The organism is Gemmatimonadaceae bacterium (assembly GCA_036003045.1).
Lineage (GTDB): Bacteria > Gemmatimonadota > Gemmatimonadetes > Gemmatimonadales > Gemmatimonadaceae > JAQBQB01.
In genome coordinates this window covers 135,552-150,420 of sequence record DASYSS010000033.1, presented here as the reverse complement: position 1 = coordinate 150,420, position 14,869 = coordinate 135,552, and the positions used below count along the sequence as shown (strand labels likewise).

Below are 14,869 nucleotides of genomic sequence, written 5' to 3'. Positions count from 1 at the left end.
TTCGTACATGCGTCGTGCCGCGTCGATTGGGGCTGTACTCGTCTTCTCCGCCTGGCCCTGCGCCGCTCAGCAAGTCGACAACTACAGCATTCCGAGCAAGAGCAAGTACACGCTCGAGAGCTTCGCCGGGAAGCGCCCGCTCACGCGCGCCGAACGGACGAAGTTCACCGAGACGTCGCACTACGACGACGTCATCGTCTTCATCGATTCACTCAAGGCGCTCGGTGCGAAGATCGCCACTGGCTCGATCGGCAAGACGATCGAAGGGCGCGAGCTGCCGTACGTGATCGCCTCGCGGCCTCTCGTCGCGACACCGGCGGCCGCGCGACGACTCGGGCGCCCGATCGCGTACATCCAGGCGAACATCCACGCGGGCGAGGTCGAAGGCAAAGAGGCGATGCAGTCGCTGCTGCGCGATCTCGTGTTCGACAAGCACAAGAACGTGCTCGATTCGATCGTGCTCATCGTGCAACCGATCTACAACGCCGACGGCAACGAGAAGTGGGGCCCTCAAGCGCGCAACCGCGGCGCCCAGAACGGACCGGAGCTCGTCGGCACTCGGCAAAACGCGTCGGGTTGGAACCTCAATCGCGACTACATCGGTGCCGACGCGCCTGAAACGAAAGGGGCGTTCGCGATGCTGAACGAGTGGAATCCGGATCTGTTCATGGATCTCCACACGACGGACGGCAGCATCCATGGGTATGCGCTGACGTACGCGCCGCCGCTCACGCCGACCGCGGTCAACGTGCTCGGGTATTCCGCCAACATGATGGCGGAGATTCGTAAGCGGATGCTCGATCGCGACGGCTTCTACGTGCAGGACTATGGCGATTTCAGCCGCACCGATGTCGTGCGCGGTCCTCGTGGAGGCGCCGGCGCAGGTCGCCGAGGCGCACCGCCCGACAGCGCCGGCCGATCGGCGGGTCGCGGCGCGGGCGGCGGAGGATTCGGCGGTCGAGGTCCTGGCCTCGAGCAAATGATCGTCGACTCGATTCCGTCCAAAGGCTGGGCGTTCTCGACCTACGAATCGCTCGCCCGATACGGAACGAACTATTACGGTTTGCGAAATCGAGTGGCGATCCTGAGCGAAGCCTTTTCGCACGATCCGTTCGCGCGGCGGGTCGCCTCCACGTACGACTTCGTCAGCGAGATTCTCTCGTGGGTTGCCGAGCATAGCCGCGAGATCCGGGCGCTCGGGCCGGCGGGCGACGCGAGAGTCGCGTCGTGGGCGGCACACCCGGGAAGCTCCCCGCCGCTGTCGCTCAAATCGCGAATGGATACGACGCGCATGGAAGACGTCCGCGTCGAAGAGGTCGTACCGCTCACCGATTCGACCAAGCGCGAAGCGGGGCTCGGCAACCGCCAGCGCCTCGGCATCGTGAAGCTGGTGCGAATGCCGGTGATGGCGACTTTTTCGCCGACTTTGACGTCGACGCTGCCGTTCGCCTATGCGTTCGATTCGGCGACGGGCGCCGCGCTGCTGCCGATTCTCGCGATCCATGGAATCTCCGTCGAGCAGCTCAGCGCGCCGGCGTCGGCGACCGTGCAAACGTTCGCCGTCGACAGCGTGATCGACCGCGGCCGGTCGGAGACTTCGCGAATGATGAAGGACGTGGCGGGCCGCTGGGGCGAGCCCGGCTCGCGCACGCTCGCCGCCAAGAGCTACATCGTTCGCGCTGGGCAGCCGCGAGGGCTGGCCGCGTTCTATTTGCTCGAGCCGGAGTCGGAAGACGGACTCGCGCAGTGGTCGTTCCTCGACGGCATTCTGGCGGCGCACGCCGACTTTCCGATCTCGCGCATCACGAAGCCGGTGACGCTCAAGTCGCACCCGTCGCGCAACTGATGCTCCGTTCCACCCTGTTGTACCTCTCCAGCCGGCCGCGGATCTTCCGCTTCGTTCGCAACAACCGGCTGGCAAAACGATTTGCGAAGCGGTTCGTTGCGGGAGAGACGCTCGACGAGGCCGTCGCCGCCGTCGCCGCGCTCAACGCGAAGGGCATCTCCGCCTCACTCGACCTGCTCGGCGAGAGCGTGACCAACGAGCGGGAGGCGCGGGCTGCCGGCGCGCAGTATCTCGCGATCCTCGACCGAATCCACCAGGAGAAGCTCGAGGCGAACGTGTCGCTCAAGCTCACGGCGATGGGACTCGACATCTCCGAGGAGCTGTGCGTCTCGGTCATGCACGACGTGCTCGAGCGTGCCCGCCGGCTCTCGACGTTCGTGCGCCTGGACATGGAAGGGAGCGCGTACACCGAGCGGACTCTGAATCTGTTCGAGAACCGCCTGTACCCGGCCTACAAGGATCACGTCGGAATCGTGCTCCAGAGCTATCTATACCGGACGCGCTCCGACGTGGAACGCGCCCTGCAGCTCGGTTGCCGGGTGCGCCTGTGCAAGGGCGCGTACAAGGAGCCGGCGGCGGTGGCGTTTCCCGAGAAGAAAGAAGTCGACGCGAACTACGTCCGCTGCATGCGCCTGCTGCTGGGCGGCGGCAACTATCCGGGCATCGCCACGCACGACCCGAAGATCATCGACGAGGCGAAGCGTTACGTCGCCGACCAAGAGATCGACCGGTCGCGATTCGAGTTTCAGATGTTGTACGGCGTCCGACGCGATCTGCAGGAGCAGCTGGTGCGCGAGGGATTTCGGATGCGCGTCTACGTGCCGTTCGGCACGCAGTGGTATCCGTACCTCATGCGCCGCCTCGCCGAGCGGCCCGCGAACGTGGCGTTCATCACGGGCAACGTGATTCGCGAGGCGTTCGGAGGGCGCGGACGGAAGCGATGATGTCGCACGCGCGGTATCGGCCACCCGACCACAGCAAGGGCGACGAATCCACGATCGGTGGATACGCGGCAGTCCACGACCGTCCCGCGGCGTTCGAGGGAAACGACGGATTCTCCTACAGCGTGGAGATCATGGCCGAACCCGCCGGCGGCGACTGGCGCGCGTTCTTCCTCTTCATCAAGTGGGCGAGAATCGGCGCGCAAACTCCCGAAGGCCACGTCGAAAGTGATTATCTCGCGACGGGCCCGAGCGAGCAGCAGGCACGCGATGCACTCGGACGGACGCCGCTCGACGAAGTAAAGAAGCTGCTCGACCGGCTGATCGCCGAGCGCCGCGGTGCCGAGCCGTCGCGCCGATGGTGGGACGCGATGCGCGACGAAGGCGGAGACGAGAGCCCATAATGACCGTCGCCCATCGACCGCCGGCACACGGGGTCGTCCTCGAGGGGACAGGCGGCGTGTGGCGCGTGCGAACCGACGCCGGGGAAACGATCGATGCCTCGCTGCGCGGCCGGCTGAAAAAATCCGACGCCGGTCGGCGCCGTGACGGGTCGCTCCGGCGCGACACCGTCCAATCGGCCGCCGAGTCGCTCAAGCTCGCCGTCGGCGACGACGTGATGCTCGAGCGTTCGGCCCGCGGCAGCGAGTGGGCGATCGCCGAAATCCTGCCCCGGAAGTCCGCGCTGGCCCGGCGCGCTCCGGGCGGAGGGCAGGGCGAGCGCATCGTCGCCGCGAACGTCGATCAGGTCGTGATCATGTTCGCGATGGCGAAGCCCGAGCCGCACCTGCGCATGCTGGACCGTTTCCTCGTCATTGCCGAAGGAAACGATCTCCGCGCTCGCGTGATCGTCAACAAGATCGATCTCGCCGACTCCGAGGAGGCGCGCCAGCGCTTCCGCGCGTACGAAACCGCCGGATATCCGGTGCACTATACGAGCGTAAAGACCGGCGCCGGACTCGCGGATCTGAAGGCAAGCTTCAACGATTGCCGCTCCGTGATCACCGGGCCGTCGGGCGTGGGGAAGTCGTCGCTGCTGAACGCGATCTTTCCCGGAGCCGGTCTGCGCGTGGGCGCGATCAGCGAGTCGGTGAACAAGGGTCGCCACACGACGGTCGGCGCGCTGATGCTTCCCCTGCCCGGCGACGGCACGGCGGGCGGCGCGGGCTACGTGATCGACACGCCAGGTCTGCGCGAAGTCGGTTTGTGGGCGCTTCCACCCGAGCATCTCGACCGGTGTTTTCCCGAGATGCGCGCGCTGAGCCCGGATTGTCGCTACGCCGACTGCCGGCACTTGGCCGAGCCCGAGTGTGCCGTGCGCGCGGCAGTCGACGCCGGGACGGTGTCCGAGGCGCGCTACGACAGCTACCGACGATTGTTGGAAGAGCTCGAAGCCGGCTGACGCGAGCGAGCTACCAGGAGCCGCGCTCGCCGGCGACCGCGATCACTTTGCTCAAGCGGTCGGCGGCGTGGCGCCAATTCACCTGTACGGCGAGCTCGGCGTCGTCGGCACGCCCTTCGTCGATTGCGGCGATGATGATGTCGTGCTCGTACACCGACGTACGGATGTCGCCGGTGAGCATACTGATGTACATGCGGATGTAGCGTTCGGCCTGCGGCTTGACCGCGTCGTGCAGCGCGAGCAGCCGGGGGCCGGCGCACGCCTCGACGATGCGGCGATGAAGCCGCTGGTCGGCGTCGTAGAGACTGCCGTGATCGATCGGCGTGGCTTTGCCCGCGCGCTGAAACTCGGCGTTGAGGCCCCTGAGGTCGCGCACCAGCGCGCGCCGGTCTGGATTCGGCAGCGAGGCGACGCCCCGCGCGCCGATCCCTTCCAGCGCGCCGACGATGTTTAGCAATTCATAAACGTCGTCGCGCGTCAACGGAGCGACGGTGAGCCGGGACTGCTGGGCCCCCGGCGAGCCCATGACGTAGCCTTCCTGCTGCAATCGTTGAAGCGCCTCGCGAACCGGCGTCCTGCTTACGCCCAGGCGTGTGGCGATCTCGGTCTCGACGATCCGGCTGCCGGGCGCGAGCAAGCCCTGGACGATCAGGTCGCGCAGCCGGACATACACCTGCTCGGGCCGCGATCCGTGCGGCGCATCGGCCGCGCTCCCCGGTGGGAGGGCCGTCGCGTCGACGTCCAACAGACTGCGCGCCGGTGGCTTCCTCGTCGAAGTCATGTGGAACGCAATATACAGGCGTGGGCGAAAGGGGTAAGGAACCGAACGTCACGATGATGTTGCTCGTCGTTCCGACGCCGACGACATTCACTGAACATGCTGCTCATCTACCGGCCGCCGATCACATGAGTTGGGCCCTCAAAGAATTCTTTGCGGCCATCGAAGAGGAATTCGGCGTGGCCGGTGATTCGGACGGCGAGGTGCTTCAGACGCCCGGCGACGTGATCGACTTCATCATGGAGAATACGGAGCCGACGGACGGCATGGCCGCCGACGAGTACCGCGACCATGTCGCGGGCGTCGTCGGCGAGATCATGGCGCGAACGCTCGGTGTCACGCGCTACGAGGAAGGCTCGCGCTTCGTCCAGGATCTGCACGTCCGATGACGGGGACGCCGTCGCGCCGCATCCTGCTCGCCGACGCCGACGCGTTCTACTGTGCCGTGGCGCGCCTGGTCGATCCGGAAGGCGCTGGGAAGGCGAGGTATCTCATCGTCGGCGGCACGCGCGAGAGCCGCGGCGTCGTCTGCTCGGCGTCGTACGAGGCGAGAAGGTTCGGCGTTCGATCCGCGATGCCGATCGCTCGGGCGCTGCGATTGTGTCCCCAAGCGATGTGCGTGCCGATTCCCCGGCGCGTCTGCTCAGAAAAGAGCCGGGAGATCCGCGGCGTGCTCGAGAAGTTCTCGCCCGTCGTCGAGGGCGCGAGCATCGACGAGTGGTATCTCGACATGGGCGGCACCGAAGGCGTGTACGGTCACGAGCCGCTCGCGGCGACGGCTCGCCGCATCCGCGAGGCCGTGACCGAGGCCACGACGTTGTCCGTGTCGATCGGCGGCGGAACGTCCAAGCTCGTCGCGAAGCTCGCCGTAGAGCGCGCGAAACCGAAGCCCGGCACCGCGGCGACCGGCGTTCACGTCGTCGAGCCCGGAACCGAACAAGATTTTCTGAACACGTTCGACCTGGCCGACATTCCTCTCGTCGGCCCACGCTTCCAGGAACGCCTCGCGAAGCTCGGCATGCGGCGCGTGACCGACGTGCTCGCGTACGACGTTCCCACGCTCGCGCAGTGGCTCAGCCAGCGCGAAGCCGAATGGCTCTACGCGCGGGTGCGCGGCGTGGACGCGCGCGAGGTGGAATCGCATGGCGACGCGAAGAGCATCAGCCGCGACGAGACGTTTGCCGCCGACATCGCGAGCGACGACGAGCTCGCGCGCGAACTGCTCGCGCTGACGACACGCGCGGCCTCCGACCTCCGGTCCGATGGCCTGACCGCGCGAACGGTCACCATCAAGATCCGCGATTTCGACTTCAAGACGCGCTCCGCCAGCCGCACGCTCGACGCGCCTGTCATCTCCGACCGCGTGATCCTCGAGGTTGGCCGGCAGCTCCTGGGCAAACTGCGCGAGAAGCGGCGCGTGCCGGCCCGGCTGCTTGGTGTGTCGCTGTCGTCGCTCGCCATGGATTCGACGGCCGACCAGATGACCCTCTTCGAGCTTGCGGACGAGCGGGTCGCGGAAACGAGCCGGGACCGGGTTCTCGCGCGGACGGTGGATCGCGTTCGGGCCAAGTTCGGCGACCGGGGCATTCTGCCGGCTCGGCTGATAGATTGAATCGGGCTCAGCCGGACGACCGTCGGATGTAATTGCCCCTTCCGCGCGCGAATCGTCCGTGTTGGAAAGGTTGTTCCCGCCTCGCGGCCGTTGCGGTGCCCTTCAGCGGCCGGGATCAGTGTGAATGAGTCAATTAGGATCGCCGCCCTTGTTGGGATCGACGCGCTTTCGCAGCCTGAGTGATCCCGAGAGCCTTCGCGAGTTCGCCAAGAACATTCGCGAAGGCATCTACATCACCACGCGCGACGGCGAGATCCTGGACGCCAACCAGGCGTTCCTGGAAATCGTTGGCGTCGAGTCATTGGCCGACCTGGGCAAAGGCGGCGCGGTCGCGCTGTACGCCGAGCCCGAGCGGCGCGACGAGCAGGTGCGCCTCCTGGAGACCGACGGCTCGGTGCGCGAGTTCGAGATCGCCATCCGCCGGCCGGACGGCCAGACGAGAACGGTTCTCGACAGCTGCAACCTCGTCCGCGATCCCGACACGAACGAGGCGTTCATTCACGGAATCCTCATCGACATCACGGGCCGCAAGGCGCTCGAAGCATCGTTGCTAGAGATGAGCACGCACGACGCGCTCACCGGCGCGCTCAATCGCCGGTGTCTCGCGGAGGTCGACGTCGAGCTCGCACGCGATCCGTCCGCGAAATGCGGCTGCGTCTTCGTCGACGTCGACCAGTTCAAGCAGTACAACGACCAGTGGGGACACCGGGAAGGCGACGAAGTCCTCCGCCGCATGGCGCGCTTCCTCATGCGCTACGTGCGCGCCGAGGAATGCGTGGTGCGAATCGGCGGCGACGAATTCGTCGTCCTGCTGCGCGGACAAGACGCCGACTCGACGAAGCTCGTCGCCGACCGCCTGCGCATCGAGGCGCTCGAGCGGGCACCCGTTCCCTTCTCCCTCGGCTGGGCCACGCGCGAGACGGGCGAATCGCTGATGCAGATCATCGACCGCGCCGACCGGAGCTTGATGGCCGTGCGCGTCATCAGACGGCACACGGACGCGCGGCAGCGGGCGGCTATTCGCCGGGAAGCGTAACGCGCCGAGAGCGGGCGATGGTGATCATCGCCACGCCGCCGAGGATGATCGCCGCCGCCAGAACCGTGCGTGGCGTGACGACTTCACCGGCGACGGCCCAACCCAAGATCACGGCGACGACCGGGTTCACGTACGCGTAGGTCGACGCCTTCGCCGGGCTCACGTTGCGCAGCAAGTAGATGTATGCCGTGAAGCCGAGTAGGGCGCCGAAGGTCACGAGATAACCCCAGCCGAGCCACGACGCGCGCGTGATCGAGGCCATGTGGATGCCGCCGGTCTCGCCGAGCGCGAAGCCAAGTACCAGGAGCGATACGCTGCCGCCGAGCATCTGGAGCGCCGTGGACATCGCCGCCGAGTCCGGGCGCGCACCGTGCCGGTTGTACACCGAGCCGATCGCCCAACTCATCGACGCGGCCACGAGCACACCGGCGCCCAGCGCGTCCACGCCGCCTTGTCCGGTCAGCGAGTCGCGGCCCACGAGCACGGCCAGCCCGATCAGGCCGATGATCACGCCCGCGACGACCGCCTTTCGCGGTCGCACGCCCCCGGGCCGGATCCAGTCGAGCAACACCATCCACAACGGAACGACGGCTACGAGCAACGCGGCGAGCCCTGACGGCACTCGGCGTTCCGCCCACGCCACCGAGCCGTTGCCGATGCAGATCAGCAAGAATCCGGTGATCGCCGCGGTTCGCCATTCCGCCGCGGTGGGCTTTGAGGCGCCGCGGAGCCGCGCCCACGCGTACAGGATCGCGCCGGATACGGCGAATCGGCTTCCCGCCATGAGCAGCGGCGGCATACTCTCGACCGCGTATCGGATGGCGAGGTAGGTCGATCCCCAAACGACATAGACCGCGGCGAATGCGCCGATGACGCGCCCGCGGGCCGCGTCGCGGTCAGAGACAGACACGGGCATCGGCATGGAATGACGCCCGGCCGATCATCCTTCGATTAGGCGGCGTAGTTCATCGACGTCGTACGGTCGCATGACGTAGGCGATGCCCTCGTCCATGGCCGGCGGTGAACGCTCGGCCGACAGGACGAAGCGCGCGTGGGCACATCCGGACGACGCGCGCAGCTCGTTCACGATCGGCACACCTCCGGACACGGCGAGATCCGCGTCGCACACGACGGCGTCGAAGCGACTCTGCGACGCGAGGCGAAGCGCGGCCTCGCCGCTGGCCGCGTTGATCACGGCGTGTCCGCGCGACGCGAGGAAACGCTCGACGAACGGCAAATCAGCGGAACGCGGATCGACGACGAGAACGTCGAGCGGACGCGAGGCCCGCGAGGGCGCCGCCGGCTGCTCGGTCGCCGAGACGGTCGGTAAACGAACGACGAATCGAGCGCCGCCGAGCGAGCTCCGCTCGAGCGTCACGCTGCCGCCATGGTCGACGACGATCGTGTGGACGACGGTGAGACCGAGGCCGGTTCCTTCGCCTTCCTCCTTCGACGTCCAGAATGGATCCCAGATGTCGGCGTGCACGTCGTCGGGTACGCCGGGGCCATTGTCCTCGACCTCGACGATGACGTTCGGCTCCTCGTGTCTCGTTCGGATCAAGATCCGGCCGGGCGAGGTCGAGCGGTGCCCGTCGACGCGCGGGCGGAGCGCCTGCTCGGCGTTGTTGAGCAAATTCAAAATCACCTGCTCGAGCTGCGTGCGGTCGCCCCGCACGGGTGGGATCGGGTGTCCGAGCTCGAGATTGCAGAGGATTCCGGCCGTCTCGAACGCGTACCGGCGCGTGCGCATGATGTAGGCGACGAGCTCGTTGACGTCGGCCGGGGCGCGGCGTTCGACTCCGCGCCGGCGAGCCAGCGCGAGCAGATCCTTCACGATCGTCGCCGAGCGCATCGCCTCGTGGTGAATCGCTTCGAGCGCGGTCCGATCCTCGAGCGGCCAACGTCGGCGCAGAAGCAGCTGCGAGAATCCCAAGATCGCGGCGAGCGGGTTATTCAGCTCGTGAGCCGCTCCGGCGAGAACGGCGCCGAGCGACGCCATCCGTTCGCTGCGCCGAACCAATTCTTCCTGACGCCGGCGTTCAGTCACGTCGTCGGCGAGAATCTCGAGACGATCGCGGCCGCTGTCGTCGGAAACCCGGCGCGCTACCAAACGCATCACGACGAGGCTTCCGTCGCGCCGCTTCCAATGCGTCTCGATCCACTCTGAGCTCGGCGCATCAGCGCCGGCGACGATCGAAGCAAAATCGTCCGGGTCCACGAAGATTCCCGCGCCGAGGTCGAGGCCGAGGACGTCGTTTGCCGCGACGTACCCGAGCATTCGAGCCAATCCGTCGCTTGCCGAGAGCACCTCACCCTGTCTCGAAATGGTGCAGATGCCGAGTCCCGCACGGGCCATCGCCCAATCGAGGCGTAATTCGACCGTTTGGTCCGAGTTCTCGAGCTCGTTCACGTTAACCGTAAGATGGCGGTGTTAAGTCGTCCCGACAGCGGTTTCAAGCGACCAAATATGACCACAACTCGTCTTAATGGGTTAGTGGTGACAACGGACCCCGCCGCGTAGGGGGGACCTCGCGTCCCAGGTGTCTTGGCCATATACTTTACACGTCAACTGATGACTAGCGTGCCATACACTCAGCGACCTTTGGAACAGACCATCACTTTCGAGCGCGAAGCGATTCCGTGGATCGATGACGTCTATCGATTCGCCCTTTCGCTCACTCGCGACGAGTCCGACGCCGACGACGTGGTGCAGGACACCTTCCTTCGCGCCTTCAGGTCGTGGCACACGTACCTGCCCGGGAGCGACTGTCGGCGCTGGCTCTTCACGATCTGTCGAAACGTTTTTCTGCGCTCTCGCGAGCGGGCCCGGCCCATGGTCGAGTTGGAGTCGGGAGAAATCGATCTCGCGTTGGTGGGATCGCTCTACAACGACGGCGCGCGCGACAATGTCGAGAGCATCTTCTCGCGATTGGATTTGGCGCCGGCGATCGCCGCCGCGCTGGCGAACGTTCCGGAGCCGTTCCGCTCGACGCTCGTCATCGTGGACGTCGAGGACCAGTCCTACGAAGCGGCGGCGGAGATTCTTCGCGTGCCGATCGGGACTGTTCGCTCACGCCTTTTCCGCGGGCGGCGGCTGATGCAGGAGCAGCTGATGACGTACGCGCGCGACGCCGGATTCGCCGCGTCCGCGACGGCGCGGCCCGTCGACCAGCGCCGAATCGCCTGAGCCGCCAGCCGCGGCGTTACGCCGTGGCCGGCTTCCAGACGTGTTGCAGCACCGGATCGCGGCCCACTCCGTTCAGGATGAGCCGCGTCTCGGCGACGATGTCCGATCCGAGCGAGCCCGCCACCGAGCAATAGCGCTCGAACGACAAGTGAATCGCCCGTTCGGCGTGCTCGGCTTCGATCTCCGCTCCGTCGATCACGAATTCCATCTCGAGCCGCATGACGCGGCGCGGATAGTCCGGCCGCCGATGCGCCGTGATCTTCACCGACAATCGCTCGACCGGCGTTCTTCGCTTGGCGATGATGTCGATCACGTCGAGGCTCGAGCAGGTCGCGATCGCGTTGAGCAGCGTCTCGACCGGGCCGGGACCGCGTTTCGCGCCGCCGTCGATGAGGTGCTGTCGTCCGGCCGGTCCGGCGTCGAATGAACGGTCGCCGCGCCACGTCGCCTCGCTGCGCGTGATGACGGGGGCGGTCGAGCCCGTGGTCGTCGGCAAGTCGCCGATCGACGAGCTCGCGCCGGCTGGTTCTGAAGAAGCGGCGGACATGATTTTTCGAGAATCCTTATCGTTCGATCGGTGCGCGCACGGTGTTCCCCCACTCCGTCCAACTGCCGTCGTAGTTTCGAACTTTTTCGTATCCGAGCAGATAGCGCAGCACGAACCACGTGTGGCTCGACCGCTCGCCGATGCGGCAATACGCGATGACGTCGTCCGCCGGCGAGAGTCCCTGTTCGTCCTGGTAAATCGCGCGGAGCTCAGCGGCGGACTTGAAGGTTCCGTCGGCGTTCGCGGCGCGGGCCCAGGGAACGCTCTTCGCTCCCGGAATGTGTCCGCCGCGCAGCGCTCCCTCCTGCGGGTACTCGGCCATGTGCAGCTTCTTGCCCGTGTACTCGTCGGGCGACCGGACGTCGACGAGCTTACCCGACGACGCGAGGTGAACCTCCACGTCGCCCCTGAAGGCGCGAATCGGCGCGTCGTCGCGTCGGCCGGCTGAATAGGCCGAGGGTGCGCGGTTCGCCGGCGGTTCGGTCGTCATCGGACGGCCCTCGTTGTCCCATTTCACGCGTCCGCCGTCGAGGATTTTGGTGTTCGTGAAGCCGAAGAGGTGGAACACCCAGAGCGCGTAGGCGGCCCACCAGTTGTTCTTGTCGCCATAAAAGATCACCGTCGTCGATTTGTCGATGCCGTGCGAGCGAAGAAGCTCCTCGAATCGATTCGCGCCGATGTAGTCGCGCACGAGCGGATCGTTCAGATCGTCGTGCCAATCGATCTTGACGGCGCCCGGGATGTGGCCCGTGTCGTAGAGCAGCACGTCCTCGTCGCTTTCGACGACGCGAATGTTCGGGTCGTTCAAATGCTCGGCGAGCCATTCGGTGCTCACGAGCGCGTCGGCGTGGGCGTAGCCCTTGGCGGCGATCGAGGTGTCGCCGGTGGTCGCGGTGCTGGTGCTCACTGGTCCGTCCTCCTGCGCGGTGCGTGCGTGCATTCAACAGGGTGGGGCGATGATACGCGAAACATATCCCCCACCGGACCGCGCGTTCCTTGCCGTCAGAGGGACACGGCCCAGCGCGCGACGGTGTCCGCGATCGCCTGCCACCCGGGCTCGAGCGGCATCATGTGGCCGTGACCGAGCACCGTGTGCATCGACGCGTGATACAGCACCGCGACTTGTCGGCAGGTCTCGAGCGGAATGAACTGATCGTCGTCCGCCGCGACCACGAGCGCCGGAACCCGCACGCGACGTTGATCCACCGGCACGCCGTTGATCGACATCTCTTTCGCCACGCGCCCGCTGTCGGGAATGAACGTGGAGATGACCTCTTCGTGCTGCGACTCGGGGACGTGGTTGAGAACGATTTCCTTCAAGTCCGCGAGCGTCGGCGCGACGACGCCGGATCCGTAGATCGCCGGCAAATACTTGAGTTGGCGCATGACCATCTTGAAGGTCATGAAGCGAATTCCTTTCGGGGGAGCCGGCGCCAACATGCCGAGGCCCTGCGCCAGACCGCGTTCGGCGAGGCACTGCGCGATGAGGCCACCCATCGAGTGGCCGATGACAATCGGCTTGTCCAGGTGCCGCGCCACGGCCGCCGCGTCGGCGACGTAATCGGTGATCGACGTGCGGCCCAAATTGACCTCCGGGCCGCTTCCCGCTCGTCCGCGCAAGTTGACCGCGTACGCGGGCATGCCCCGCGCCGCGAAGAACGGCACCCATTCGGCGAACACCGACGCGGTCGCGAAGTAGCCGTGGATGAACAACACGGCCCGCCGGTGGGCGTGCGGCGGCCGCGAATACAACACCGACAGGTCGGCGATGCGGGTGGAATCGGGCATCGAGCCGGAAAGTTACTGCGCTATACCTTCAGAGACATGCCCAAAAACGTTCCCCAGCCTCGAATGGACCCATATTCGCGCCATGTGCTGATCTGCGTGGGCGGTTTTTGTTCGCCGGATTCGCGCGGGCGGGGCCTGTACGAGCTCCTACCGGCGTTGCTGCAGCGCGAGGGACTCCTGTTCGGGCCAAACCGCGTCAAGCGAGGCGAGACGCCCTGCCTCGGAGTCTGCGCCGGGGGGCCGATCGTCGTCGTGTATCCCGAGGGCGTGTGGTACGCCGGGGTCACGCCGCAGCTGCTGGAGCGGATCGTCGTCGACCACTTACGGGATGGGCGCGTCGTCGAGGAGGCGGTGTTTCATCGTCTTAATGCCTGACACGCGTTGCAGCCCCGTGACGGCGACACTAGCTTGCCCTCGCTCGCTCCGGATTCCGCTCCCGCCTCAATGGACAACCTCCCCAGCACGCGGCGAATGCTCATGGATCGGGCGCGCCGCTACCTGCTCGATCAGATCGAGACGGAACCGCGGCAGCGCCCCGACGATGCGCCTCCCCGTTTGACTCTTCAAGCCCTCGAGAAGATCGGTATGTCACGTTCCCGCGAACGCATTCTGGAAAACCTCGACGAGATGTACAAGGAAGCGTTCGACCGCGCCAAAGTGTCCGGCGACGATTCGCAAATGGCGGCGCTCGATTTCAGCTATCGTCGCGAACAACTCTATTTCGAGATTCTGCTCGACGTGCGCGACGCGCTCGAGCGGAAGTAGCGGTCGCGCTCAGGGGGTCGCGGACGGCGGGGCCGGCGGCTGTTGGCGATCCTTGGTCCACACCAGCGACGCGATGATCGAGATCGCCAGCACCGAGATGATGATCGCGAGCGACAACGCGATGTCGATGTCGATCCACCGTTCGGTCAGCATCTTGAATCCGACGAACGTCAGGATCAGCGCCAGACCGTATTTCAGCAGGTGGAAGCGGTCCACGACCGCCGCGAGGAGAAAGTAGAGCGAGCGGAGCCCCATCACGGCGAAGATGTTCGACGTATAGACGATGAACGGATCGGTCGTCACGCCGAAGATCGCGGGGATCGAGTCGATCGCGAATATGAGGTCGGTGGCCTCGACCAGGATCAAGACGAGCAGGAGAGGCGTCGCCAGCCGTCGCCCGTGCTCGACGATGGTGAAGCTTCCCTCGTGATACCGGTCCGACAGCGGAAGCACCCGTCGCAGCGAGCGAACGATGCGGCTTTTCTCGCCGTCGAATTCCTCGCCGCTGCGGACGGCCATGCGGATGCCCGTGAAGACGAGCAGTCCGCCGAAGATGTAGAGCACCCAATGAAAGCGCGTGATCAGCGCCGTGCCCGCGGCGATGAACGCGCCGCGCATGACCAGCGCGCCGAGGATGCCGTAGAACAGCACGCGATGCTGCGAGTTCTTCGGTACCCGGAAGTACTCGAAGATCAGCACCATCACGAAGATGTTGTCGACGCTCAGCGCCTCTTCGATGACGTAGCCGGTGAGGAACGTCAGCGCGGCGTGGCGGCCGGCGAAGAAATGCAGGCCGGCGGCGAAGAGGAGCGCGAGGCCGACCCACACGGCGGTCCAGATGCCGGCCTCTTTCGCTCGCACCTCGTGGGCGTGCCGGTGGAACACGCCCAGGTCGAGCGCGAGCATGATGAGCACGAACGCGATGAATCCGACCCAGAACCAGATGTTCGCGGGGACCATGTGGCGC

At 66.1% G+C, this 14,869-nt stretch carries 17 protein-coding genes; 10 read left to right on the top strand and 7 right to left on the bottom strand.

Going from position 1 to position 14,869, the window contains the following annotated elements; translation table 11 throughout:
* The first annotated feature begins 7 nt into the window (after window positions 1–7).
* Genes VGQ44_08270 through rsgA form a run of 4 tightly spaced genes read left to right on the top strand, consistent with a single transcriptional unit; the run spans window position 8 to window position 4,189 of the window.
* Entirely contained in the window at window positions 8–1,846 is a 1,839-nt protein-coding gene (locus tag VGQ44_08270; GenBank protein HEV8446801.1) for a M14 family zinc carboxypeptidase, read from the top strand.
* Window positions 1,846–2,790 carry a proline dehydrogenase family protein gene (locus tag VGQ44_08265; protein HEV8446800.1) on the top strand — a complete coding sequence of 315 codons (945 nt, stop codon included), beginning with the start codon at window positions 1,846–1,848 and terminating at the stop codon, window positions 2,788–2,790. Before VGQ44_08270 ends, VGQ44_08265 begins: the two co-directional genes overlap by 1 nt.
* Window positions 2,787–3,191, top strand: a complete 405-nt coding sequence (locus VGQ44_08260) for a hypothetical protein (GenBank protein HEV8446799.1) — start codon at window positions 2,787–2,789, stop codon at window positions 3,189–3,191. Before VGQ44_08265 ends, VGQ44_08260 begins: the two co-directional genes overlap by 4 nt.
* Window positions 3,191–4,189: a ribosome small subunit-dependent GTPase A gene (gene rsgA / locus VGQ44_08255; GenBank protein ID HEV8446798.1), complete on the top strand. Its 999-nt coding sequence runs from the start codon at window positions 3,191–3,193 to the stop codon at window positions 4,187–4,189. Before VGQ44_08260 ends, rsgA begins: the two co-directional genes overlap by 1 nt.
* Window positions 4,190–4,199: 10 nt before the next feature.
* Here rsgA and VGQ44_08250 read toward each other — a convergent pair whose 3' ends face one another.
* Window positions 4,200–4,970 (bottom strand): GntR family transcriptional regulator, encoded by a 771-nt coding sequence (locus VGQ44_08250; GenBank protein HEV8446797.1) that lies wholly within the window; start codon window positions 4,968–4,970, stop codon window positions 4,200–4,202.
* A 20-nt stretch (window positions 4,971–4,990) separates the two neighbouring features.
* Between VGQ44_08250 and VGQ44_08245 the strand changes: the two genes are divergently transcribed.
* From VGQ44_08245 to VGQ44_08235, 3 genes are all read left to right on the top strand, one after another.
* Complete coding sequence (locus VGQ44_08245; protein ID HEV8446796.1) at window positions 4,991–5,356, top strand: hypothetical protein; 366 nt, start codon at window positions 4,991–4,993, stop codon at window positions 5,354–5,356.
* The gene (locus VGQ44_08240; GenBank protein ID HEV8446795.1) at window positions 5,353–6,579 is read left to right on the top strand and encodes a DNA polymerase IV; all 1,227 of its coding nucleotides are present in this window, start codon (window positions 5,353–5,355) and stop codon (window positions 6,577–6,579) included. Before VGQ44_08245 ends, VGQ44_08240 begins: the two co-directional genes overlap by 4 nt.
* Before the next feature lie 124 nt (window positions 6,580–6,703).
* The gene (locus VGQ44_08235) at window positions 6,704–7,615 is read left to right on the top strand and encodes a sensor domain-containing diguanylate cyclase (GenBank protein HEV8446794.1); all 912 of its coding nucleotides are present in this window, start codon (window positions 6,704–6,706) and stop codon (window positions 7,613–7,615) included.
* Here VGQ44_08235 and yedA read toward each other — a convergent pair.
* Window positions 7,596–8,537, bottom strand: a complete 942-nt coding sequence (yedA, locus tag VGQ44_08230) for a drug/metabolite exporter YedA (protein HEV8446793.1) — start codon at window positions 8,535–8,537, stop codon at window positions 7,596–7,598. The genes VGQ44_08235 and yedA overlap by 20 nt on opposite strands.
* 18 nt (window positions 8,538–8,555) lie before the next feature.
* On the bottom strand, window positions 8,556–10,025 hold the full coding sequence (locus VGQ44_08225) for an ATP-binding protein (protein HEV8446792.1): 1,470 nt from the start codon (window positions 10,023–10,025) through the stop codon (window positions 8,556–8,558).
* Window positions 10,026–10,196: 171 nt separating this feature from the next.
* Between VGQ44_08225 and VGQ44_08220 the strand changes: the two genes are divergently transcribed.
* On the top strand, window positions 10,197–10,802 hold the full coding sequence (locus VGQ44_08220; protein HEV8446791.1) for a sigma-70 family RNA polymerase sigma factor: 606 nt from the start codon (window positions 10,197–10,199) through the stop codon (window positions 10,800–10,802).
* 16 nt (window positions 10,803–10,818) lie between these two features.
* On the opposite strand, the gene VGQ44_08215 is transcribed toward VGQ44_08220, so the two are convergent.
* The 3 genes from VGQ44_08215 to VGQ44_08205 form a co-directional block, all read right to left on the bottom strand.
* The gene (locus tag VGQ44_08215; GenBank protein ID HEV8446790.1) at window positions 10,819–11,349 is read right to left on the bottom strand and encodes an OsmC family protein; all 531 of its coding nucleotides are present in this window, start codon (window positions 11,347–11,349) and stop codon (window positions 10,819–10,821) included.
* A 16-nt stretch (window positions 11,350–11,365) separates the two neighbouring features.
* The gene (locus VGQ44_08210) at window positions 11,366–12,256 is read right to left on the bottom strand and encodes a sulfurtransferase (protein ID HEV8446789.1); all 891 of its coding nucleotides are present in this window, start codon (window positions 12,254–12,256) and stop codon (window positions 11,366–11,368) included.
* Between the two features lie 95 nt (window positions 12,257–12,351).
* A complete protein-coding gene (locus VGQ44_08205) occupies window positions 12,352–13,137 on the bottom strand; it encodes an alpha/beta hydrolase (protein HEV8446788.1) in 786 nt (261 codons plus the stop codon).
* A gap of 63 nt (window positions 13,138–13,200) precedes the next feature.
* On the opposite strand from VGQ44_08205, the gene VGQ44_08200 reads away from it, so the two are divergent.
* The gene (locus VGQ44_08200) at window positions 13,201–13,512 is read left to right on the top strand and encodes a (2Fe-2S) ferredoxin domain-containing protein (protein ID HEV8446787.1); all 312 of its coding nucleotides are present in this window, start codon (window positions 13,201–13,203) and stop codon (window positions 13,510–13,512) included.
* A gap of 69 nt (window positions 13,513–13,581) precedes the next feature.
* On the top strand, window positions 13,582–13,902 hold the full coding sequence (locus VGQ44_08195; protein ID HEV8446786.1) for a hypothetical protein: 321 nt from the start codon (window positions 13,582–13,584) through the stop codon (window positions 13,900–13,902).
* 9 nt (window positions 13,903–13,911) lie between these two features.
* Here VGQ44_08195 and VGQ44_08190 read toward each other — a convergent pair whose 3' ends face one another.
* Window positions 13,912–14,862, bottom strand: a complete 951-nt coding sequence (locus VGQ44_08190; GenBank protein ID HEV8446785.1) for a TerC family protein — start codon at window positions 14,860–14,862, stop codon at window positions 13,912–13,914.
* Between the last annotated feature and the right edge of the window lie 7 nt (window positions 14,863–14,869).

Bases quoted from the DNA above. Each gene is read 5' to 3' on its own strand.
- VGQ44_08270 (HEV8446801.1), top strand. From the start codon at position 8: ATGCGTCGTGCCGCGTCGATTGGGGCTGTACTCGTCTTCTCCGCCTGG.
- VGQ44_08265 (HEV8446800.1), top strand. From the start codon at position 1,846: ATGCTCCGTTCCACCCTGTTGTACCTCTCCAGCCGGCCGCGGATCTTC.
- VGQ44_08260 (HEV8446799.1), top strand. From the start codon at position 2,787: ATGATGTCGCACGCGCGGTATCGGCCACCCGACCACAGCAAGGGCGAC.
- rsgA (HEV8446798.1), top strand. From the start codon at position 3,191: ATGACCGTCGCCCATCGACCGCCGGCACACGGGGTCGTCCTCGAGGGG.
- VGQ44_08250 (HEV8446797.1), bottom strand. From the start codon at position 4,970: ATGACTTCGACGAGGAAGCCACCGGCGCGCAGTCTGTTGGACGTCGAC.
- VGQ44_08240 (HEV8446795.1), top strand. From the start codon at position 5,353: ATGACGGGGACGCCGTCGCGCCGCATCCTGCTCGCCGACGCCGACGCG.
- VGQ44_08235 (HEV8446794.1), top strand. From the start codon at position 6,704: ATGAGTCAATTAGGATCGCCGCCCTTGTTGGGATCGACGCGCTTTCGC.
- yedA (HEV8446793.1), bottom strand. From the start codon at position 8,537: ATGCCGATGCCCGTGTCTGTCTCTGACCGCGACGCGGCCCGCGGGCGC.
- VGQ44_08215 (HEV8446790.1), bottom strand. From the start codon at position 11,349: ATGTCCGCCGCTTCTTCAGAACCAGCCGGCGCGAGCTCGTCGATCGGC.
- VGQ44_08205 (HEV8446788.1), bottom strand. From the start codon at position 13,137: ATGCCCGATTCCACCCGCATCGCCGACCTGTCGGTGTTGTATTCGCGG.
- VGQ44_08200 (HEV8446787.1), top strand. From the start codon at position 13,201: ATGGACCCATATTCGCGCCATGTGCTGATCTGCGTGGGCGGTTTTTGT.
- VGQ44_08195 (HEV8446786.1), top strand. From the start codon at position 13,582: ATGGACAACCTCCCCAGCACGCGGCGAATGCTCATGGATCGGGCGCGC.
- VGQ44_08190 (HEV8446785.1), bottom strand. From the start codon at position 14,862: ATGGTCCCCGCGAACATCTGGTTCTGGGTCGGATTCATCGCGTTCGTG.